This window comes from Alistipes sp. DJF_B185 (genome assembly GCF_964250025.1).
GTDB classification, from domain to species: Bacteria; Bacteroidota; Bacteroidia; order Bacteroidales; family Rikenellaceae; genus Alistipes; species Alistipes finegoldii.
In genome coordinates, this window is the sequence record NZ_CAXUDY010000016.1 from 38,611 (window position 1) to 61,674 (window position 23,064).

At 60.5% G+C, this 23,064-nt stretch carries 12 protein-coding genes; 9 read left to right on the forward strand and 3 right to left on the reverse strand.

All coding sequences use genetic code 11. The features are described from left to right. Positions 1–46 precede the first annotated feature (46 nt). From ACESTR_RS13995 to ACESTR_RS14005, 3 genes are all read right to left on the reverse strand, one after another. Positions 47–3,040 (reverse strand): PEP/pyruvate-binding domain-containing protein, encoded by a 2,994-nt coding sequence (locus tag ACESTR_RS13995; RefSeq protein ID WP_302576431.1) that lies wholly within the window; start codon positions 3,038–3,040, stop codon positions 47–49. Positions 3,041–3,263: 223 nt separating this feature from the next. Continuing rightward, entirely contained in the window at positions 3,264–3,668 is a 405-nt protein-coding gene (locus ACESTR_RS14000; protein WP_205760812.1) for a methyltransferase domain-containing protein, read from the reverse strand. Positions 3,669–3,679: 11 nt separating this feature from the next. Further along, positions 3,680–3,940 carry a class I SAM-dependent methyltransferase gene (locus tag ACESTR_RS14005; protein ID WP_278714217.1) on the reverse strand — a complete coding sequence of 87 codons (261 nt, stop codon included), beginning with the start codon at positions 3,938–3,940 and terminating at the stop codon, positions 3,680–3,682. 174 nt (positions 3,941–4,114) lie between these two features. Between ACESTR_RS14005 and ACESTR_RS14010 the strand changes: the two genes are divergently transcribed. The 9 genes from ACESTR_RS14010 to ACESTR_RS14050 form a co-directional block, all read left to right on the forward strand. After that, a complete protein-coding gene (locus tag ACESTR_RS14010) occupies positions 4,115–5,323 on the forward strand; it encodes a hypothetical protein (protein ID WP_022044619.1) in 1,209 nt (402 codons plus the stop codon). Positions 5,324–5,340: 17 nt separating this feature from the next. Next, positions 5,341–6,441, forward strand: coding sequence for a glycine cleavage system aminomethyltransferase GcvT (gene gcvT / locus ACESTR_RS14015; RefSeq protein WP_022044620.1), 1,101 nt, complete (start codon positions 5,341–5,343; stop codon positions 6,439–6,441). 89 nt (positions 6,442–6,530) lie between these two features. Continuing rightward, complete coding sequence (locus tag ACESTR_RS14020) at positions 6,531–7,505, forward strand: dihydroorotate dehydrogenase-like protein (RefSeq protein ID WP_130063382.1); 975 nt, start codon at positions 6,531–6,533, stop codon at positions 7,503–7,505. A 236-nt stretch (positions 7,506–7,741) separates the two neighbouring features. Then, positions 7,742–11,014 carry a PL29 family lyase N-terminal domain-containing protein gene (locus tag ACESTR_RS14025; RefSeq protein ID WP_009596388.1) on the forward strand — a complete coding sequence of 1,091 codons (3,273 nt, stop codon included), beginning with the start codon at positions 7,742–7,744 and terminating at the stop codon, positions 11,012–11,014. A 34-nt stretch (positions 11,015–11,048) separates the two neighbouring features. Further along, a complete protein-coding gene (locus tag ACESTR_RS14030; protein ID WP_227042424.1) occupies positions 11,049–13,493 on the forward strand; it encodes a PL29 family lyase N-terminal domain-containing protein in 2,445 nt (814 codons plus the stop codon). 30 nt (positions 13,494–13,523) lie between these two features. Continuing rightward, the gene (locus ACESTR_RS14035) at positions 13,524–17,762 is read left to right on the forward strand and encodes a DUF4886 domain-containing protein (protein ID WP_373179380.1); all 4,239 of its coding nucleotides are present in this window, start codon (positions 13,524–13,526) and stop codon (positions 17,760–17,762) included. A 12-nt stretch (positions 17,763–17,774) separates the two neighbouring features. Continuing rightward, positions 17,775–21,494, forward strand: a complete 3,720-nt coding sequence (locus ACESTR_RS14040) for a BACON domain-containing protein (protein WP_014775688.1) — start codon at positions 17,775–17,777, stop codon at positions 21,492–21,494. 20 nt (positions 21,495–21,514) lie between these two features. Next, the gene (locus ACESTR_RS14045; RefSeq protein WP_022044245.1) at positions 21,515–22,444 is read left to right on the forward strand and encodes a glycerophosphodiester phosphodiesterase family protein; all 930 of its coding nucleotides are present in this window, start codon (positions 21,515–21,517) and stop codon (positions 22,442–22,444) included. Between the two features lie 330 nt (positions 22,445–22,774). Continuing rightward, positions 22,775–23,064: Arm DNA-binding domain-containing protein (locus ACESTR_RS14050; RefSeq protein WP_373179381.1), on the forward strand; the 290-nt coding region annotated here is incomplete at its 3' end.

A 23,064-nucleotide genomic window follows, 5' to 3' on the forward strand; every position in this document is an offset into this window, starting at 1 on the left:
TTATTTCTCCTTTTCTCCGGAAAATGTCGTATCGGTGCGCTGCGGGCTATTTTTCCCGCGCTTCGTCCGGCGTCTCTTTGACGATGCCTTTGTTCGAGCGGCCGTCGATGCAGACCCACAGCGGACGCTCGAAACGCACCTGCCGCAGGAAGCTGCCTTCGTAGATCGCGGCGCATTTGTCGAGCGTCTCTTCGCGGAATACGCCGTCGCCGCGGAAGGGGCTGATCGTCAGGTAACCCACGCCCAGCGAGGTGACGTTCTGGAAGAAGTGCGTGCCCTGCGACGGCTCGACGTCGAATTTCTCGATGCCGCATTCGACGATCACCTTGGCTTCGGAGATGTGGTTCCACTTGACGGGCACGCCGAGGAACGGGTCCGACGAACCCCAGCGGCCGGGACCGACGAGGATGTAGGAGCGTTTTTCGTCGCGCATGCGGCGGTTCAGCTCCAGCAGTTCGTCGGCGATCTTCTCGGTCGAAAGCGAACTGAACGTGCCGCTTTTGATGTAGATGACGTCCGAGATGTCGTTCATCATGCCGATGCCGAGGGCGTTCTCGCCGTAGACCAGCGCATCGGAGGTGTCCACCGCGCTCCAGTCGATCGGCCGGTTGTCCTGATTGTCGATGATCGGGCGGATTTGCAGCAGGTTGAAAATCTGCTGCTCCCCCGGCGCTACGTCCATATTGACGGCGAATTCGACCTCCACGGGGCAGCGCATCTCCTCGGCGCCCATGTGCAGGATGTCGGTGACGATCTCCGCCAGCGGGAAGGTGTTGTATTTCAGTATGTTGTTGAACGTTATGACTTTGCGGCCCCGGTCGAAGGGGCTGTCCGAGATGCGCTCGTTCTCGCGGTCCCACACCGAGCATACGAAGCGCGAATTGCGCAGCTCGGCGATCTGGGCGATGTCGAGCCGCCGCAGGTTCACCGCGTCGTCGATCGACGTGCGGAACTCTTCGGGCTGCAGGCTCAGGGCCAGCACTTCGTTCTGCGTGTCGCGCAGCGCCAGTTCGGGCGTCGAGGTCTGGAGCACCTTCTGCGGATAGCGGGGCGAGAAGCGCAGCGTGCGCCCTCCGTCCACGACCAGCTTGCCCAGTCCCATGGCGACGTTGCACACGCCGTCTTCGGGAGCTTCGTCGCCGATGGGGTAGTAGTTGATCGAACGCGCCACGCCCGAAAAGGTCGGGAAGAAAAGTCCGTTCTGCTCCGTGCCGCACACCTCCTGTATGATGACGGCCATCTTCTCCTCCGAGATCAGGTTCTGCGACGAGGAGAGGTAGGCCCTCGACGATGCGAAGTAGACCGAGGCGTATACGCTCTTGACCGCCTTGAGCAGCAGACGCAGCATCTGGTCCTCGTTGTCCACATAGGGGATCATGTAGGTCGAGTAGATGCCGGCGAACGGCTGGTAGTGCGAATCCTCCAGCTTCGACGACGACCGCACGGCCAGCGGCGTACTGACGGTCTTGATGTAGGCTTTCAGCTCGCGCTGCAGTTTGACGGGAATCGTCGAACTGACGAACTCCGAGAGTATCTCCTCGTCCGAAAACTCCTGCGAAATGATGTATTTGAGTCCGTTGTTGCGGATGAATTCGTCGAAATAGTCCGTTGCGATCACCACCGAGCGGGGAATCATGATGCGCAGGTTGTCGTGCTTGTCGTACTGGCGGTGCTTGAGCAGCATCGAGTTCATGAACGCCAGACCGCGGGCCTTGCCGCCGAGCGACCCTTCGCCGATGCGGGCGAAAGCCACCGCGTCGCTGTAGGTCTCGGTGTCGAAGCGCGCCACCACGCCCTGTCCGAGCAGGATGCGGTAGTCCTTGATGAGGTTCACGATGCGCTGGCGGTGCTCTTCGGTGGTGGCGAACTGGCTCTTGTTGCCCCGGCGGATGGCCGCGGCCAGCGGGAAGAGCCCCCGCGAGTAGAGCCATTTCGAGAGGTGGTTCTGCGAGGTGTGGTATTCGAACGCCTTGTCGGGAATCGTGGCGATCATCTCCTGCATCTGCGCCAGATCCTTGGCGCGGCCGATGACGGCTCCCGTATCGGGGTCCTTGAAGAGGAAGTCGCCGAATGCGAACTCCTTGGCGATATATTCGTGCAGCTGCGAGAGCAGCGTTTTCGAATTCTTGGCGATGAATCCGGCTCCCAGCCCGCGGGCCTGCGCCTCGAATTCGGTCTGCGACGACTGCAGCAGTACGGGCATCAGCGGGTTGTCCTCCTTGATGCGGCGGCAGAGGTCGATGCCGGCGTCGCGCTTCTCGCTTTCGGGCGGGTCGTTGCGGTGGAGTACGAACCCCACGTCGGAAATCACGCCCAGCATGTTCTTCTTGTAACGGTCGTAAAGCTCCACGGCCTCCTCGTAGTTGGTGGCGAGCAGGATCTTGGGGCGTGCGCGTTTGCGCAGGATCTGCTGCTGTTCGTTGAGGGCGTCCTTCAGGAATTCGGTGTTCTGCAGCAGGATCAGTTTGTAGAGTTCGGGCAGGTAGGTCGAGTAGAAGCGGATCGAGTCCTCGACCAGCAGAATGGCCTGCACGCCGCCCTCGACGATATCCTCCTCGGCGTTCATCTTGTCCTCGACCAGCTTGATGATCGCCATGATCAGGTCGGTGTTGCCGTGCCAGCCGAAGATGTAGTCGAGTCCCGAACGGTCCTGCTCCTCGATGCGGCGGTAGATGTCTTTCGAGAAGGAGGTGAGCAGCGCCACGGGAATCTGCGGATGGCGCTCCTTGACGATCTTGGCGAACGTGAAGACGTCCAGTTCCCCCACGTTGTACATCGTCAGGATGAAGTCGAACGAATCGTCGCGTCCGAGCAGGTCCAGCGCCTCGCGCGTCGAGCTGACGCGTGTGAATGACGGCGGGTTCGACATGTTCAGGTCGAGGTACTCCTGATTGATCTGCGACTCGATATGTCCGTCTTCTTCGAGAATATACCCGTCGTAGCTGCAGCAGACCAGCAGGATTTTGTGGATGCGGTATTTCATGAAGCGGTACTGGGGCCTGTTTCCGTCCGAAAGGGATTGTTCGAGATTCTTGTTCATCGTGTCGCCTGATTTGTTTTAACAAAAATAGAAAAAAATCCGCGAAATGAGAAACCGTGCGTTTTTACCTCCGTGCCGCCGCCCTGCCGTCTCCGTGCTGCTTCCGTGCCGTACCCCGTACTGCTTCCGTACCATACCCTGTGCTGCCTCTGTGCCGTTTCCGCGCTGTTTCGGCGGCATCTGTCTCCGTACGGCTCCGCCGGCCGGAACGGCAGCGGGGTTTTCACGGTTCCGCAGCCGGGTCGCAGGCCCGGACTTCCGCGGCCGCCGGCGCTTCGGCGCTGAACACCATGTGCCGCCACAGGTACGGGATGCGCCCCGCGCCGGTGAAGGCCATGTTGCGGAACCCGGCTTCCCGCAGCAGGATGGCGAGCGTCCTGCGGGACCAGAATTTGATATGGCCGCCCTCCCACAATGCGCTGTAGTGGCGGTCCGCTTTGCCGGCGAGGGCTATCGAGAGGTTTTTCAGGTACCCGTGGTAAGGCGTGGTGAGTATGAAACGTCCGCCGCCGTTGGCTTCGAGGATGCTGCGGACGAAGGCGGCGAATGTCCGCGGGCTGTAAAGGTGCTCGATGACCTCCATCGAGATCACGGTCCTAAAGGGGATCTTCCGCAGTTCGGGCGGCAGCTCGCCCGTCGTTACGTCGCAGACGAAGAAACGGCCGGGATTCCCCCCCCCGTCCGATTGGCGATGGCTATGCCCTGCCGCGATGCGTCGATGCCGTAAACGTCGTAGCCCTTGCCGGCCAGATAATTTGCGGTGAAGCCGTTGCCGCAGCCCACGTCCAGAATCGGGGTGCCGTCGGCCGGGAGCAGCCGCTCGATGTATTTGCAGAGGAGTTCGTGGTAGAATGCGGGCTGAGCATCGCTCCAGCCGAATTCGCTGTAGTCTGTTGCCATGGGGATCGGGGGATTGTGCGGACGCAGTTTCCACAAAGATAAACAATTTTTCCTTGCGGACAAGCGAACCGGCCGCCGCGTACGGGTCTGCGGCTTTGCGACTTTCCCGCCCGTTTCATTCCATTTTCGTTTTTTATTTCTATCTTTGTTCTGGTCTATAAAAAACATGCATGAATGAACAGTGACAAATACGTGCTTCAGGAGGTCGTCACGCCCGCACTCGAACGCGAGTGGCTCGACCTCCCCAAGAAGATTTACAAGGGCAACCGCAACTGGGTCTGCCCGCTGGATACCGATATCCGCAAGGTTTTCGATCCGGCCCGCAACGAGCAGTTCGCCGACGGCGAAGCCGTCCGCTGGGTGGTGCGCAACCGTGCCGGCGAGGTCGTGGGGCGCATCGCGGCGTTCTACAACCGCGAGAAGGCCTCACTCGAAGAGCAGCCCACGGGCGGCTGCGGATTCTTCGAGTCGATCGACGACCAGCAGGTCGCCGACCTGATGTTCGACGCTTCGCGCATGTGGCTGGCCAGCCGCGGCATGGAGGCGATGGACGGCCCGATCAATTTCGGACAGCGCGACGCGTGGTGGGGCCTGCTGGTCGAGGGCTACGAGTTCCAGCCGCTGTACGAGAATCCCTACAACCCGCCTTATTACAAGGAGCTGTTCGAGAACTACGGATTCCGGAACTACTTCAACCAGAACACCTACATCTGGAAAATCTACGACGACGACGTGAACGCCATGGTCCACGACCGGGCCAAGCGTCTCTTCTCGACGCCGGGCTACGGTTTCCGCCAGATCGACATGTCGCGCATCGAGGAGGAGGCCGAGAACTTCCGCATCATATATAATAAGGCGTGGTCGCTCTTTTCGGGCGTGAAGCCCATGACGCAGGAGGAGGCGATGAAGATCATGGAGACGATGAAGCCGATCATCGACCCGGAGATCATCTTCTTCGCCTATTTCAACGACGAGCCGATCGGTTTCTTCATCATGGTTCCCGACCTGAACCGCATCATCGGCAAGTTCAACGGCAAATTCGGACTCATTCAGAAGCTGCGGATGCTCTGGGACCTGAAGGTCCGCAAGGCCAGCGACCGCATTTTCGGCATCATCTTCGGCATCGCGCCCGAATTCCACGGCAAGGGCGTCGAGTCGGGCATGATGCGCTTCATCCTCGAAAAATACATGCGCACGCCGCGCAACCACTACAAGACCATCGAGTTCGCATGGGTGGGCGACTTCAATCCGGTGATGAACCGCATGATCGAAAGCTACGTCTGCGCCACGCGCCACAAGATGCACACCACCTACCGTTACCTGTTCGACCGGACGAAGGAGTTCCACCGCTGTCCGCGTCTGGGTGTCAAACGCCGCGAATAAAACCTTAAAATCCTGATATGAAAACCACTGCATTCACCAAGTACCACATTGCCGCGGGGGCTAAAATGGCCGAATTCGCGGGATACAATATGCCCATCGAGTTCACGGGCATCAACGACGAGCACATGGCCGTCCGCGGCGGCGCCGGCGTCTTCGACGTGAGCCACATGGGCGAAATCTGGGTCAAGGGACCTAAGGCCCTCGGCCTGCTGCAGCGCATCACGACCAACGACGTGTCGAAACTCTACGACGGCAAGGTGCAGTATACCTGCATGCCCAACGGCCGGGGCGGTATCGTGGACGACATCCTCGTCTACCGGGTCGATGCCGAGACCTACATGCTCTGCGTCAATGCCGCCAACATCGAAAAGGACTGGAACCACATCTGCGAACAGGGCCGGGCGTTCGGCATGGAGGCAGGCCACGGCAAGGAGCTTTACAACGCTTCGGACGAAATCTGCCAGCTCGCCGTGCAGGGACCTCTGGCCATGAAGATCGTGCAGAAGATGTGCGACGAGCCGGTCGAGGAGATGGAGTACTATACCTTCAAAAAGATGAAGGTCGCAGGCTGCGACGCCATCCTTTCGATCACGGGCTATACGGGATCGGGCGGCTGCGAGATTTACGCGGCCAATGAAGACGGCGACAAACTCTGGAAAGCGCTCTGGGAGGCCGGCGAAGAGTTCGGACTCAAGAATATCGGTCTGGGCGCGCGCGATACGCTGCGTCTGGAGAAGGGCTTCTGCCTCTACGGCAACGACATCGACGACACCACCTCGCCGCTCGAAGGCGGACTGGGCTGGATCACCAAATTCGCCGAGGGCAAGGAGTTCATCGACCGCCCCCTGCTGGAGAAGCAGAAGGCCGAGGGCGTGACCCGCAGGCTGGTGGGATTCAAGATGATCGACCGCGGCATTCCGCGCCACGGCTACGAGATCGCCGCGCCCGACGGCACGCGGATCGGCCATGTCACTTCGGGTACGATGTCGCCCTGCATGAAGGTCGGTTTCGGACTGGGCTACGTGACGCCCGAATACGCCAAGGCGGGTACGGAAATCGCCGTCGTCGTGCGCGAGAAACCCCTCCGCGCCGAAGTGGTGAAGATTCCGTTCGTTTAATCCGCTGCGGCGGGGCTGTGCCGAACAGCCGCCTGAGCCGGGCCATTCCCGGCCGTGAAAGCGATTAGTAACTATAAAAAGCTCGTTTTATGAAAGCAAAATACCTCGGACTCGACCTTTCGAGTCCCGTCGTGGTCAGCAGTTCGCCCTATACGGCCACGGTGTCCAACATCGAACAGTGCGTGCGCAACGGTGCGGGCGCCGTGGTCCTCAAGTCGATCTTCGAGGAGCAGATCATCCGCCATGCCGCGGCCCTCGACTATGCGTCGCAGCAGGGCATGGGCGATTCGGGCGAGTACCTCGAACGTTATATCGGCGATGCCTACAAGGGTGAATTCCTCAAACTCGTCGCCGATGCGCGCACGACGGGCGTGCCCGTCATCGCCAGCATCAACTGCATCGCTTCGGCCGAAGCGTGGACCGACTATGCCGTCTCGATGGAGCAGGCCGGCGCCGCGGCGCTGGAGCTGAACATCTTCCTGCAGCCGACCGACCGTCACCGTTCGGCGCAGGAGCTGGAACAGGAGTACGCCGACGTCGTCCGCCGCGTGGCCGAGGCCGTGAAGATTCCCGTGTCGGTGAAGCTTCCCATGCGCCTGACCAACGTGCTGGCCGTGGCCGATTCGCTGCTGGCGCGCGGCGCCCGCGGCGTGGTGATGTTCAACCGCTTCTTCGAACCCGATATCGACGTGGAGCGCATGACCTTCGTGAACGGCGATCCGTTCAGCGAGCCGGCCGAACTGCGCAACGTACTGCGCAGCGTGGCGCTCTGCACGACGGCCGTGCCGCAGCTCGACGTCTCCGTATCGACGGGCGTGCACGACGGCGAAGCGGCCGTGAAGGCGCTGTTGTGCGGCGCGAACGCCGTGCAGATCTGCTCGGCGATCCACGAGAAGGGCTACGGCGTGATCGTGGACATCAACCGCTTCATCGACCTGTGGGCCGAACGCCACGGCTTCGAGTCGCTGGCCGAGTTCCGCGGGAAGATGAATTACGGCAATGCCGAAAGCGACGTCTACCAGCGCGTTCAATACATGAAATATTTCCCGCACGACGCCGAATAGCGGCGCGCGGAACCGATCTGAGGAGGTGCGTCCCGGAGACCGTTGCGGTCTCCGGGACGTCTCTTTTCGGGCCGTTCCCGCCGCCGGGGCATGCGGAGCGGATTTTTTCATTCGTCAGGCAAAAACATCTTTTGCGGGTTACGTATTCGGAGCCGGATATGTGTTCTTAATATAGGCGTCGTTACGGCGGCGCCTCTGAACCGACCGAAACTCAACAAACCTTAAAATTAAAACGAATGAAAAGAATCTTGACTCTGATGTTCGCCGCTGCGACCGTTTTCGCTTACGGATGCAGCGACAACTTCGACGATTCGGCCCTGTGGAAGGACATCGACGGGATGTACAAGAGCCTCAACGAACTCAAGGCTCAGGTCACGACGATGCAGCAGCAGCTCGACGCGCTGGCCGCAGTCGTCAGCGGCGGTGCCGTCACCTCGATCACGCAGGATGCCGACGGGCACTATGTCCTCAGCTACAAGGATGCCGACAACGTGGAGCACACGATCGACATCGCGACCATGGACGACGCCAATACCCAGCCGATCATCGGCATGAAGGCCGACGGCGAAATCTACTATTGGACCGTCACCACGGGCGGCAAGACCTCGTGGCTGCTCGATACCGACGGCGCCAAAATTCCCGTTACGGGCCGTACGCCCGAAATCGGCGTAGACGATCAGGGCTACTGGACGCTCTTCGGCAAGCGGATAACCGATGCGTCGGGCAATCCGGTGAAGGCCGAGGGCAAGAGCGCTTCGGTGATCACCAAGGTCGAAATGAAGGACGACGGCACGGTGGTCTTCACGCTGGGCGACGGCGTGCAGGTCACGGCGCAGGTGCAGAACGGCTTCAACGTGCTGCTGAGCGTCGAACCCCGGACCGTAGTGCCCGACGTCGCGCAGCCGCTCGTGATCACCTATACGCTCGTGGGCGAGACCGAAACTTCGGTGCTGACCGTCGAGAAGGCCGAAGGACTCGCGGCCAAACTCGATGAGCAGGCCAAAACCATTACCGTGACCTTCCCCGACGGCTTCGAGGAGGGCCGTTTGGTCGTGATGTTCTACGACGGCGCGGACAACGTGATTATCAAGCCGCTGATTTTTACGACGATGGAAGGCGCGCCGACGGGCATCCGCAACGCCGACGATCTCAAGGCTTTCGCCTCGGCGGTCAATGCCGGCAAGAGTCTGGCCAAATATACGATCGACGGCGAAGTCTGCCTGATGAACGACATCGACATGGCAGGCACGGACTGGAGCGATTATGTGATCGGCGGAGTCGTAACTCCCAGCACCGCCGATGCGAACAAGGCAGTCACCTATGCAATGGGTGAAAATGTCTTCGATAAAGTGTTCAACGGCAAGAATTTCGCGCTGAAGAACGTCGATTGGACCTTCGACCTTGCGGACGGCAACGTCGCCCACGGCCTCTTCTCGGCCCTCGGCGCCGAAGGCGAAATCAAGAACCTCACCATCGAAGGCGTCATCCGTCTGACTGGCGCGGCTCCGCAGGGTGCGGCGATCGGCGCTTTCGCCGGCTATGCCGAAGGCAAAATCACCTCCTGCACCAATAAGGCCGCGATCGCATTCGCGGGCAGCGACGCCGCCAACATCTCGGTATGTCTGGGCGGCATCGCCGGATATCTCCAGAACGCGACGCTGACGCAGTGCGTCAACGACGGCGCGCTGACCTGCGGCACGATCGCCAACACGGGCAACGGCTCCAATTCGGGATTCCATCAGGGCGGTATCGTCGGTTACATGAAGACTTCGTCGCTGACCGAATGCACCAATAACGGCGCTCTGAGCGCTCCGTCGGGACGCAGCGGCGGCATCGTGGCCGTGGCTACCAGCGGTCAAGTGACCGCATGCGTCAACAACGGGAAGGTGCAGGACGACGTGAACGGTATTTTCGGCGCCAATCCGGGCTATAAGCGCATGGGCGGACTCGCCGGCGGCGCTTCGGCCGACGCCGCGTTCACTTCGTGCGTCAACAACGGCGACGTCTTCTCGCAGCTGGGCTGCCGCACGGGCGGCTTCGTCGGCCATAACGAGGCCAAGATCACCAAGTGCGAGAACAAGGGCGTCATCCTTTCGGACCACACGCTGTCGGGGACCAATTACCACGGTTCGGGTTGGGCGGCAGGCTACAACAAGAGCGCCGACCTGATTACCGAATGTGTGGTCGGCGGCCGCGTGGGCGACTATACCGCATACAAGGACAATCCGCAGTCGGCTCCCGAAGCGACCTATGCCATGGCGATCGTACACGGAAAATTCGATCCGACGCTCAACGGCCTGAGCGACCAGTACGAGGAGTTCTACGACTGGGAGGTGAAGGCGGAGACGCAGCTGGCCGAGGGTGTGAAGTTCTACCACTACGCGATGAAGAATTTCGCCCAGAACGTCTACGTCGTCGAGGCCGACCTGACCAATCCCAACGTGGTGCTCGAAACGGTCATGGCCGACGAACTCTGTCTCAACCCCAATGCCAACAACAACTCGAACAACGGCAAGAAACTGCGCGAAACGCTCTCCGAGACCTGTACGCGCCGCCGCGCCGAGGGCCGCAACATCGTTGCCGGCATCAACACGGGCTTCTTCAATTCGCACGACGGTTTCCCGCGCGGATTCCACATCGAATACGGCGAACCGGTCTTCATCAACAACCCGACCGTGCGCCAGTCGCTTTCGAACCACCGTCCCGGCTTCACCTTCTTCGAGGACCGTACCGTCAGCTTCGACAACCGCAGCTTCACGGGCTATCTCAAGGTGAACGATACGGACTACGAATACTACTCGGTGAACGATACGATCGTCCGGCTCAACAACACCGACGGTTACGACGCCAATCTCTATACTTCGCGCTTCCGAAAGGAGCCGCATCCGGGCATCTACAATCCGGTGGGCAGCGATGCGCTCTTCGTCGTGGGCCGCTGCTCGCAGCAGATGACCGTCAACGACGGCTGGTTCGATGCGACGGTCACGGCGATCGTGGACGGTCGCAACGGAGCCTCGGTCGAGGTGCCGTTCGTGAGCGAAAAGACCGACTGGGTGCTTCAGGTGACGGGCGAAAAGGCTGCGGCGCTGGCTGCGGCGCTCAAGGTGGGCGACGCTGTCCGGATCAACGCCAACGTGTCTATCGGCAGCGTCTCCAAACAGATTATCATGCACAACTCCAGCATGTACCGCTTCCTGAACGGCGGCAACTGGAATGCGGTGAACGACGCGACGCTCATGCCGGCTACCTGCATCGGAGCCGATCAGGCCGGCACGACCGTCAAGCTGGTCTGCGTGGACGGCCGCACGAGCATCGACACCGGCATGAACTACTGGCAGCTTTACATGACCATGAAGAAACTGGGGCTTCACAATGCGATCCGTTTCGACGGCGGCGGCTCCACGACGTTGTGGAAATGGGAGAACGGCGCCGGCGCGATCGCCAACAGGCCCTGCGACTCGAAGGGCGAGCGCAGCTGCATGAACTACATGCATGTCAGGATCAAGTAGCAAGGAACCCATAAACGACTAAATGAACAGAACGATGAAAAAGATATTGAATACGATCTTCCTCGCTACATTCCTGTTTGCAGCGGCATGCAGCGACGGATACGACGATACCCGTATCAAGAAGGACCTCGACGACGTGGGACAGATTCTCGATGAACTGGAACGGGCCGTGGACGGGCTCCGTACGCAGATGGACGCGCTCACGCAGCTGATAAACAGCTCGTTCGTGTCGCTCATCTCGACCGATGCCGAAGGCAACTACGTCATCACCTACATCGACCGCGGCGGGGAGAGCCGCACGCTCACCCTCGCCACCCAGAAAGAGGTCGTGACCCTGCCGATCGTCGGCATCGCCAAGGACGAGGACGGCGTGTGGTACTGGCGCCAGACCTCCGACAACGGCGAGACCTACGAATGGATACTTGTGGACGGCGAGAAGGTTCCCGCAGGCGGCGAGAAGCCCGAAGTGGGCATCGACGCCGAGGGCTTCTGGACGGTGAACGGCAAGCCGATCACCGACGCCAAGGGCAACAAGGTGCTGGCCGACGACGTCAGCAACATCCTCTTCAAAGAGGCTTACGTGGACGAAAAGACCGGCGAAGCCGTCTTCATTCTCGCCGACGGCACCGAACTGCGCCTGCAGATGTTCGAGGCGCTGTCCGTTTCGTTCGACTCGCCGACCTACACGGCCGTTCCGGACTATGCCTCGAAAGTGAAGATCAGATACATCGTCGGCGGTTCGCAGGCGGAAGGCGCGCTGGTGGATATCTTCACCTCCTATAACGTCGACGCCGAGATCGACGAATCCATATCGACGATCACCGTCTCGCTCAAGGAGGGCGCCCAAGAGGGCAATATCCTCGTCATGGCGCACGCCGGGGGCAATACGATTCTCAAACCGCTCTTCTTCACCTACGGCACGGCCGAGATTCAGGACCCGGTTTACAACGGTTCGACGGCCGACATCGTGCTCGAAGGCGACATGACGCAGTTCGAAGTCAAGGTTTCGGCCAGCATCGACTATGAAGTGACGGTCGAGGAGTCGGCCTCCAAGTGGCTCATATACAACTCGACCCGCGCGATGACGACCCTCACGCACGTCTTCACGGCCGATTACTACGAGGATGCGAGCGGCGCGCTCCGCACGGGCGAAATCCGCTTCTCGAATGCGCTTTACGACATCTCGGCGGCAATCGTCGTCAAGCAGTCGCCCAAGATTCCCGAAGGCGGCGGAGGCGGCATCTCGACCGCGGCCGACCTCATGGGCTTCGCCGCGGCGGTCAATGCCGGAGCCAGCGCCGCACGCTGGGAGAACGAGGCGGGCGAAGTCGTGCTGCTGAACGATATCGACATGGCGGCCGTCGAGTCGTGGACGCCGATCGGCGGCGTGGATGCCAGCGAGTACAATACGACGACTCCCTACAAGACGGTCAATCCCTTCAAGGGCACCTTCGACGGTCAGGGCTTCGCCGTCAAGAACCTGAACTATACGGCCGACATGTCCACCGGCAAGTGGGGCTACGCGTTCTTCGGCTCGCTCGACGGGGCTACGGTCCGCAACCTGACGCTGGGCGATCCCGACACCGACATCACGTGGACCTTCACGGGCGACGCCCCGAAGGCGACGAGCGTCGCATCGCTGGCCGTCTATGCGGTCAACTCGACGATCGAATCGTGCACCAACTACTACAACATCGACTTCGCCGGAGACAGCGGTTCCGAAGTGCTCTGCGTGGCTTCGGGTCTGGTCGGAGTGATGAAGAACTCGACCATCGGCGGCCGCGCCAAGTCGCTGGGATGCGCGAATTACGGGTTCGTACGCACGGGCAAGATCACCAACAACGGCAACGGCGGCAACGGCATGCAGACGGCCGGTATCTGCGGCTTCATGGCCAAGGACGAAGGCAACCTGATTCAGTTCTGCGTCAATTACGGACACATCAGCTGCCCGACGGGCCGCACGGGCGGTCTGGTCGCTACGCTGATGAACGGCAACGTGAAGAATTCGGACAACCGCGGTACGGTCGAGGACGACATCGTCGGCAAGTTCGAGGGAGCGGCTGCGCAGAATTCCTACAACAGCAAGCGTATGGGCGGCCTGATCGGCGGTACGGACGACCTGAAGAAGGTGCTGACGGCGACCGTGGAGAGCTGTACCAACTACGGTAACGTGTTCACCCATATCGGCTGCCGCACGGGCGGATTCATCGGCCACTCCAACATCCGGATCATCGGCTGCGCGAATCAGGGCGCCATTCTGGGCGACGTCTACAATTCCGACCACGGTCCGGCATGGGCCTGCGGATATTCGGGCCAGTCGAGCGGCGAGTGGGTCAACGTCAGCAGCTGTACGATGGGCGGATACGTGGGCAGCTACACCACCTACAAGGACAATCCGACTTCGGCGCCTGCCGCGACCGTTCACAATGCGTTCTCGTACAAGAACGACGAGTACTACGATCCGACGATAAACAACTAAAAGGCTGTAATCCAGAAAAACGGAACGACAATGAAAAAGATACTGAATATCATCATACTATTTGCGGCCGTGGTCTTCTGCGGTTGCAGCGACTTCGACGATTCGGAGCTGCGCGGCCGGATCGACGGCTACAAAAACCGGATCGAAGCCCTGAAAGCCAAGGCCGAGACGCTCGGCAAGCAGCTCGCGGACCTGAGCTATCTGACCAACGGCAACGTCATCACCACCGTGTCGCAGGACGCCGACGGGAAATACGTCGTCACCTACAAGGACAACAAGGACGTCGAACATACGGTCGTGCTGGCGACGATGGACGACATCGTCGACGTGCCGATCATCGGCGTGAAGCTCGACGAGAACGGCGTCTATTACTGGACCAAGTGCATCGACGGCGAAATCACGTGGCTGACCGACGACGGGGAGAAGTTCCCCGTGAGCGGTTACACGCCGACGATTTCGGTCGATGCCGACGGCTGCTGGACCGTGGACGGCGTGCAGATACTCGACGCTTCGGGCAACCCGATCAAGGCCACGACTGACGCCACGTCGGTATTCCGCTCGGCGGAGCTGGACGGCGACGGCAATTTCAGCCTGACGCTCGGCGACGGAAGCACGATCACCCTGCGGGTTTTCAACTCGCTCAACCTCAAGCTGGACGCGATGCCGGTTACCACCGTCGCAGACCCTTCGAAGAGCATTACGGTATCCTACGAGCTTTCGGGCGAGGCTAAGGAGACGGCCATTGTGGCCGTCGCCAAGGCCGAGGGGCTCGACGCCGTGATCGACCGCGACGCGAAGACGGTGACGGTTTCGTTCGACGCTTCGTTCTCGCGCGGTACGGTTATCGTCATGGCCTACGATCTGGCCGACAACGTGATCGTGAAGCCGCTCTTCTACAAGGCCGCGACGCTCGGTACGGTCGCCATTTCGACGCCCGACCAGCTGGTCGCTTTCGCCGCGGCGGTCAATGCCGGCGGCGAGGAGGCGGCCGCCAAAGCCGTGCTGACGCAGGATATCGACATGAACGACGTGGCGTGGACCCCGATCGGAAACGGCGCCTATACGACGGCCAACGCGATGACGGGACCGGCGTTTCAGGGCACCTTCGACGGACAGGGCCATGCGGTCAGGAATCTGAAGATCGTCGTTCCGGCCGACGCTGCGGCGGGTTCGGCTTGGGGACTCTTCGGCGTGCTGAAGGGCGCCACGGTCAGGAACCTTGCCATCGGCGAAGGCTCGTCGGTCGTTTCGACCGCGGCCGCGATGACGGCCGTGGGAGCCGTGGCCGGATATGCCTATGAAGCCACGATCGAGAATTGCGAGAACCGTGCGGCGATCGACATTCAGGGCGGCGGGGACAACGTACGCGAATCGGCTGGCGGCATCGTCGGCGCGATCTGCGCCAACGAAAATGACAGTCATATCCTCTCCTGCACCAATTACGGCAAGATCACGTCGAAGAACAGCGTGAACACCAAGAACGGAGCCACGGGCTTCTCGATCGGCGGCATCGTCGGTTTCGCCGACGCTTCGACGACCACCGAACGCTACAACAACGTCGTGGGGTGTGTCAACGAAGGAGCGATAGATGCGCAGGCGACCCGTACGGCGGGTGTCGTCGCCACGATGAACAAATACACGAAGCTCGAAAACTGCGCGAACAATGCGGCGGTGATCTGCAGCGACGTGACGGCTTCGAACAGCCGCGTGGCAGGCATCGTGTCGGCCATGGGCGGCCACACCTACCTCACATCGTGCGTCAATAACGGCACGGTCGCTTTCGCCGTTGCGGGCGATACGACGCACGGCTATGCCGCGGGCATCGCCGGCCAGACCAACGACAACAATACGGCCATCGACGGCTGCGAGAACTACGGCGCCGTACTCTCCGACATCATCAATGCCGCGGCGAACAAGTACATCGGCATCGTCTGCGCCAACACCAACAAGAAGACCATCGCGATCCGCAACTGCAAGATCGGCGGCCGGATAGGTCCCTTCTCGGACGGCCAGCAGGGCGCGACGGAGATTACGGAGCAGAATTTCGAACAGTATATCTACTTCACGCTCACGGGCGGCGGCGTGCCGACGCTGGAGAACAACAGCTTTTCGGGCGGACCCGCCAAGCCGGGCATTGCGACGGTCGAGGACCTGACGGCTTTCCGCGACGCGGTCAATGCGGGCGAAAGTACGGCGCAGTGGGAGGATGCCGGCGGCGTGGTGTCGCTGCTCGGCGATATCGACATGAAGGACGTCGCCGGCTGGACGCCGATCGGCAACGCCTCCTATAAATGGGAAAAGAACCTGCTGACTATCGAGGGCAACGCCTTCAAGGGCACCTTCGACGGGCAGGGATATGCGCTGAAAAACCTGCAACTCGCCTACGGGGGCAGTGCGGCCAATACGGCTTACGGACTGTTCGGCGTGCTGGACGGCGCGACGGTGCGCAACCTGACGGTCGGCGCGGCCTTGGGCGATGCGAGCGCATTGAAAGTCACCGCTTCGGGCGGCACGGCCGAGGTGGGCGTGATCGCCGGCGTATGCCGCGATGCGAACGTCTCCGACTGCGTCAATTATGCGAAGATCGAATACGACGGCACCAGCGCCGCGCGTGTTTCGGCGGCGATGGTGGGCTTCATCTTCAGCGAAACGGAGGGCACGAAGCTCGAACGCCTGCAGAATTACGGCGCGGTGGAGGCCGATACCCACGGCAATTCGGCCAACGGAGGCAATACGGCGATCCACATGGCGGGCATCTGCGGCTTTGCGACGGGCAACGCGACCAACAAGATCTGCAACGACATCGCCTACTGCGACAATTACGGCAATATCACCTCTAACTCGGCGCGCTCTTCGGGCATCGTCGCCGCGGCGAATACCTACACGCGGATCAACTCCTGTGTGAATCACGGCAACCAGCTCAATACGTGCGGTACGACGGGCCGTCTGGGCAACATCACCTGCATCACGGGTACGGGATGCTCGATGACCGACTGCATCAACAACGGCAATCTCGTCTCGACGGGCGGCGCCCGCTGCGGCGGTCTGCTCAGTCTGGCCAACCATGCGACCAACTCGTTCAGCGGCTGCGCCAATTACGGCGAGATCGTCACCGACGACGCCAACCGCGGCGTGTTCTTCGGCTACAGCGCCTATGCGACCAGCTGGATCAACTGCATCGCGGGCGGCAAGGTCGGGGTTTACAACGGCGGAACCACGGTTTACGATTCGTACGGCGAGAACGAGCAGGTGCGTTATCTGGGCGTGCAGAAGGCCACCGATCCGATCAACGCGGACAACATTACCTACCTGATCGGTTCGAGTTCGGGCGGTTCGGGCGGCGACGACGATGTGGAGCCGACGCTGCGCATTCTCTTCATCGGCAACAGCTTTACCAAGGACGCCGTCGAGCACCTGCCGAAAATGGTCTCGGCCGCCGACATTCCGACGCTGAAGATGGTGCATCTCTATTACGGCGGTCGTACGATTCCAGAATATGCCGACGGCTATGCGACCAAGTCCGACTATACCTGCTACAAGTACAACCCCGGCACTTCGCTCTGGCTCTCCTACACCGGATACAACATTCAGCAGATCGTCAAGTCGGATACGTGGGACATCGTCTGCCTGCAGGAACATACGGGCAACAGCTGCGGCTGGATATGGAACGACACCGAGAAAAACGCCATTCAGGGGTTGATCGCCGACATCAGGGCCGACCAGAACGGACATACGCCCAAGTTCGTCTATATCATGTCGCAGGCCTATTTCAATATGGACAAGATCGGTACGGCGCAGCGTCCCTACAAGAATTTCACGACGCAGGACGAGATGTTCGACGTGATCGTGGCGCAGGCCCGCAAGGTGCTCGACCAGACCGACGTGGAGCAGATCATTCCCACCGGGACGGTGCTGCAGAACCTGCGCACCTCGCCGCTCAACAACGACATGGACCTCACGCGCGACGGCTATCACATGGATTACGGCCTGAGCCGCTATGCCGCGGCCTGCGCCGTCTTCGAGTCGATCATCTCGCCTTCGTTCGACGGCAAGAAACTCGACGGCAACAGCTTCCGCTACAACGTGTCGAGTACGGCGGACGGCACTTATACGACGCCCGTGACCGACGACAATCAGCCGGTTGCGCTGCAGGCGGCGCGCTACGCCCTTGCCACGCCCTTTGCCGTGACCGACATGTCGCCCGGCACCCAGACGCCCGGCAACGGGATCGAGGACACCGATTTTGAAAACGATTCGAACAAAGAGTAAAGCAGAAATCCTATGAAACAGATATTTGCATGGTTATTCGCCGCGATTTTCTTCGCGGCAGGGTGCGCGCAGTCTCCCGATCTGGCGGAGCCGGTGCGGGGAGGCGGATATGAGAATGCCGACGGGCTGGTGATCGTGGCCGCCTGCCCGCCCGCGACCCGCACGGACATCGAAGAGGGTAAATCGACTTGGGAGGCGGGCGACCGCATCACGGTCGTTTACGACGGCGCGGCCTATGAATACACGGCCGCGGAAGCGGGACCGACGACCGCTTTCACGAGCGAAGCCGGCATCGCCGACTACGACGCTTCGAAGCCTTTGACGGCCTACTATCCCGCAACGACTGCCGAAGGGGTGGTCGCCGTGGAGGCCGAGCGGACGATTGCGCTCGACGCGGAGTCGCAGAGCAATCCGGCGCGGGCGCCGCTCGTGGGACTGCCCACTTCGGGGAATCTTGCCGAAGGTGCACTGGAGGTGACCTTCCGCAATATCTTCTCGGTCATCGAACTGCGTATCGACGCAGGGGAGTTGGCGAGTGCGGCGCAGTCGCTGACCGTCGAGCCGGCCGACGAAGCGGCTTTCGAAGGGTTTCTGTCGTTCGAAGGGACGGTAGACCCCGAAACGCTGGCGCTGACGCCCGCCGAGAACGGTACGGGCAACAGCTTGGTTTTCAACTTCGCCGAGGGCGTGGATCTGACCAAGCCCCAGACGATCAAATTCCCCGTCGGGCGTTTCAGATCCGAAGCGGGGCTGCGGCTTACGCTCGGCACGGCCGACGGCAAGAGCTATTCGAAGAATATCTACAAGACCGGCATCACCTCCTATGCCGAGCAGGGCGGCGTATTCCGCGCCAAGCATATGGCCAAGGCGCTTTACGCCTTCGCGCCGCAGGGCGGCATCAGCACGGCCGACGACCTGATCGAGTTCGCGGCGGCCGTGAATGCGGGCGAGACGCTCGCTCCGTGGCAGGACGACAAGGGCGTCGTGGTGCTGCTGGACGACATCGATCTGGCCGAGGTGACGGAGTGGACGCCGATCGGCGCGGCTACGTCCAAGCTGGCGAGCAATGCGCTTTCGATCACTTCGGGAAGACCTTTTACGGGTTATTTCGACGGACAGGGCCATACGATCCGCAACCTGAAGATGGTCTGCAAGGCCGCGCAGGCGACCTCGGCATGGGGATTCTTCGGGGCCGTGGCCAACGGGGCCGTGGTGGAGAACCTGATTTTCGACGCGAGCTGCTCGCTCGAAGACAAGGCGACGGCGGGCACCGACTGCGGTGTGGTGGCCGGTCTGGTTTACGAAGCAACCGTGCGCAACGTAGTCAATAAGGCTTCGATTGCCTTCGATGGGGCGGCTCCCGACGAAACTCGCATGACCATCGGCATGGTGGGACTCGCCTTTGCCGACAAAAACGGGGCGCGGCTCGAAAAACTGGTCAACCACGGCGCTCTGACGGCCACGTCGGGCGGCAACACCAAGAACGGCGCGACGGGCATTCACGTGGGCGGTATCGTCGGCTTCAGCTCGAACAAGAGCAACACGACGGCCGTGGTGACGATCGCCGAGTGCGCCAATTACGGAGACCTCGACACGCAGGTAGCCCGCGCTTCGGGTATCGTGGCCGCTGCGAACCGCTACACCGAGATCGAGAACTGCGTGAACGAAGGCGACAACGTCAATGCCTTTGCCACGGTAAATAGCGCCCGCATCGGCAACATTACCTGCATTACGGCAGTCGGGAGCAAGATCACCAATACCGTCAATCGCGGCAATGTGATCTGCAAGACGAGCGGCGCGGCGGGCGGCATCATCTGTCTGGTCAATGACGACGGCAACGCATTCGTCGGCTGCGAAAATTACGGGCTGGTGATTACCGACCGCGCCAGTTATAAGGGCACGCTCTTCGGGCAGTGCAACAAGGCGGCCAGATTCAGCGATTGCATCGCGCAGGGCGATCTGGGCGCTTACGAGGACGGCTCCTATGCGCTGGTCGGCGTGAACTACACGAATTACATGTCCTACATCGGCGACCACAATGCGACGGCCGTGCATGTGAACAGCCAGAACATCCTCTATTATCCCAACGGTTCGCAGGTGCCCGCCGAGCCGGAATTCGGCGTGAACCTTTCGTCGGTCGAGCTGAATGCGCAGGGCAGCAATGCCGCCGTCGTACAGCTTTCGTCGGTCGATTACGACTGGACGGTGAGCGCCGACGGGGATTGGGTGCATGTTACGGACCTTTCGGACGCACCCGTCGTTTCGGGTGTCAGGGACTCCGGCGTGCAGTATATCAAGATCGGGGCCGATGCCAATACGAAGACCGCGCCGCGGTCGGCGGTCGTCACGTTCGCTTCGACCGACGGCTCGAAAAGCGCGACGGTGAGGGTCGATCAGCAGGCGCGGGGCGAAGCGTTCCCCAGCAAGTGGGTGTTCCAAGCTTCGACGCTGCCGCTTTACGGCTCGTCGTGGACCGACGACAACGTCATTCCTGCGACATCGGGCGCGGCGGGCTTCATTTCGGTCGTGCGCGGCGATGCGAATGCTTCGGCCGCTTTCAAGCGGAGCGTCGTTACGAACCGTCCTGCGGTTTCGACGATGGTCGAGGGCGACTACTGGCTCTATACCTTCCCGGTGGAGAATCTCGCCGCCAGATCGGTCGTCGATTTCAACGCCACGATGGCGGGTGAGGCCAATTCGCCCAAATACTTCATCGTCGAATACCTCGACGGCGGAGTCTGGAAGAGCGTCGAGGCCGATCTGCTCACGGCTCCGGAAAACCCGGCGGTCCGCTATACCTACAAGTGTTCGGGCACTGCCACCGGGTCCTCGTATCAGCACGCGACCGTCATGCAGACGATGCGCTTCGAAAACGCCGTGACCGACGGCGAAGTGAAAATCCGCTGCCGCGCCGTGGGACCCTATACCTGCGCGGGCGGTACGCAGAACATCACGGCGACCAACGCCGCCAGCTCCATTCCTCCCTACGGATTTACGGGCAGCTACGTGCAGAACTTCGGCACGGCGACGCCCCGTGACACCAAGAAAGTGCTGTGTCTGGGCAACTCGTTCTCCTACTACAGCAACCCTGCGTGGATGCTCAAGGAGATCGCATGGCGCGAAGGGCATGCTCTCAACATCAAGGCTCACTTCAAAGGGTCGCAGACGCTGACCCAGCATCTGTCGCTGGGGTTCTCGACCGACGTCATCGAACAGGGCGGTTACGATTTCGCTTTCCTGCAGGACCAGAGCCAGAATCCCGCCAACTATGGCCGCGACGCCACGGCGTCGATCCTCACGGGCCTTACGACCTTGGCCGACAAGGTGCGCGCCGCGTCGCCTTCGTGCAAGGTGATTCTGGAGGAGACGTGGACCTTCTCGTCGGCGTCCTACGGCGGCTTTACCGATTTCCCGACCTTCGAGACCTATAACGACGCCGGAGCCAAAGCCATGGCAAAGGCCGCCGGGACTTGGGTGTCGCCGATCGGCCCCGCCTTCAGGCAGGTGCGCGAGGGCGGTTCGGGCATCAACCTCTACTACTCGGACAGCAAGCATCAGTCGGAGTACGGCGCATACCTGAAGGCCTGCGTCAATTATCTGGTGCTTTTCGGCGAGCGGTTCGGCGCAGATCCGGCCGACTGCGGATTGAATCCCGACAAGGCGGCCTACCTGCGTTCGGTGGCCGAGCAGATCGTGCTGGGTAACGAGGGCGACTATTTTATCGAACGATAAACCAAATTGCATAAACTTTTATGAAGAGACTTGTCAGCTGTATTCTGGCCATCCCCGCATTGTTGTGGGGATGCGCCGGACCTAAAACCGCCGCTCCGGAATACCCGACGCATGCGGCGAAAATCGTGGCCGAGATTCACGATCCCGCGTCGAAATACGTCGTGGTGGCTTCGCACCGCGGAGACTGGCGCAACTATCCGGAGAATTCGATTCCCGCCATCGAGTCGGTGATCCGCATGGGCGTCGATATCATGGAGCTGGACCTCAAACTGACGAAGGACAGCGTGTTGGTGCTCTGCCACGACCATACCATCGACCGGACCACTACCGGGCGGGGACGTGTGTGCGACATCACCTATGATTCGATTCAGCGCTGCTTCCTGCGTACGGCGCACGGCGTGCGTACGCCCCAGAAGATGCCGACCCTGCGCGAAGCGCTGGAGGTCTGCAAGGACCGTATCGTGGTGAATATCGACCAAGGATATGAGTTTTACGACATGGCGCTGAAGATCAGCGAGGAGCTCGGCGTGACGGAGCAGATGCTCATCAAGGGCAAGCGTCCGGCGGAGGCTGTCGCCGCCAAATTCGGCGAATACGAGCACAACATGATGTATATGCCGATCATCGACATTCTCAAACCGCAGGGACAGGAGCTTTTCGGCGAATACATGTCGAAGGGTATCGTGCCGCTGGCTTACGAGGTTTGCTGGAACGAGTACACGCCCGAAGTGAAGGATTGCATGGAAAAGGTGGTGGAGAGCGGATCGAAACTTTGGGTCAATTCGTTGTGGGAGTCGCTCTGCGGCGGTTTGTGCGACGATGTGGCGTGGGAGAGCGGCGATCCCGGCTCGGTTTACGGCAAGCTGCTCGACATGGGCGCGACGATGATTCAGACCGACCGTCCGGAGCTGTTGATCTCCTACCTGCGTTCGCAGGGGCGGCACGACTGACCGCCGCATCGGCGGAGGGGTCTCGGAAGAGGGATCGCTCCGTTATGAAAAGAGCCGTCACTTATATTGAGTTCCGGGGATAAAAAACAGAGGTATAAAAAAGTGTAAAGCAAAAGATAATCAAATAATTATACACTTTTCTTCAGTACCTTTGTTTTAGAAAAAAAGTAGAATAAGGTAATGTTAAACGAGGTTTCGGTTTCCAAATCGTTACCTCGTTTCTTTCGCTCTATTATTCATAGAAACGTGATTTTCAGTTTCTTGCATCGTTATTCATCTTGACATACGACTCTGCTGAAATTATTTTTGCAACCCTAAAAAGCAGAGTTTATGCGTAGCACGTTCAAGGTTCTGTTCTACCTTAAAAGGAACAAAGACAAAGATCAGAAAGTCGTCCCTGTCATGGGTCGCATCACGGTCAACGGTAGCATCGCCCAGTTCAGCGCGAAGCTCTCCGTTCCGGAGATGCTTTGGGAGGTCAGCGGCGGCCGCGCCAAAGGCCGCAGTCTCGAAGCGGATCGCATCAACCGTCATCTGGACAACATCCGCACCCAGATCGGCAAGCACTATCAGGATATCTGCGACCGGGAGTCATACGTTACGGCCGAAAAGGTCAAGAA

Coding starts and splice junctions, on each gene's coding strand:
- gcvT (WP_022044620.1), top strand. CDS start 5,341: ATGAAAACCACTGCATTCACCAAGTACCACATTGCCGCGGGGGCTAAA.
- ACESTR_RS14005 (WP_278714217.1), bottom strand. CDS start 3,940: ATGGCAACAGACTACAGCGAATTCGGCTGGAGCGATGCTCAGCCCGCA.
- ACESTR_RS14045 (WP_022044245.1), top strand. CDS start 21,515: ATGAAGAGACTTGTCAGCTGTATTCTGGCCATCCCCGCATTGTTGTGG.
- ACESTR_RS14025 (WP_009596388.1), top strand. CDS start 7,742: ATGAAAAGAATCTTGACTCTGATGTTCGCCGCTGCGACCGTTTTCGCT.
- ACESTR_RS14030 (WP_227042424.1), top strand. CDS start 11,049: ATGAAAAAGATATTGAATACGATCTTCCTCGCTACATTCCTGTTTGCA.
- ACESTR_RS14035 (WP_373179380.1), top strand. CDS start 13,524: ATGAAAAAGATACTGAATATCATCATACTATTTGCGGCCGTGGTCTTC.
- ACESTR_RS14020 (WP_130063382.1), top strand. CDS start 6,531: ATGAAAGCAAAATACCTCGGACTCGACCTTTCGAGTCCCGTCGTGGTC.
- ACESTR_RS14010 (WP_022044619.1), top strand. CDS start 4,115: ATGAACAGTGACAAATACGTGCTTCAGGAGGTCGTCACGCCCGCACTC.
- ACESTR_RS13995 (WP_302576431.1), bottom strand. CDS start 3,040: ATGAACAAGAATCTCGAACAATCCCTTTCGGACGGAAACAGGCCCCAG.
- ACESTR_RS14040 (WP_014775688.1), top strand. CDS start 17,775: ATGAAACAGATATTTGCATGGTTATTCGCCGCGATTTTCTTCGCGGCA.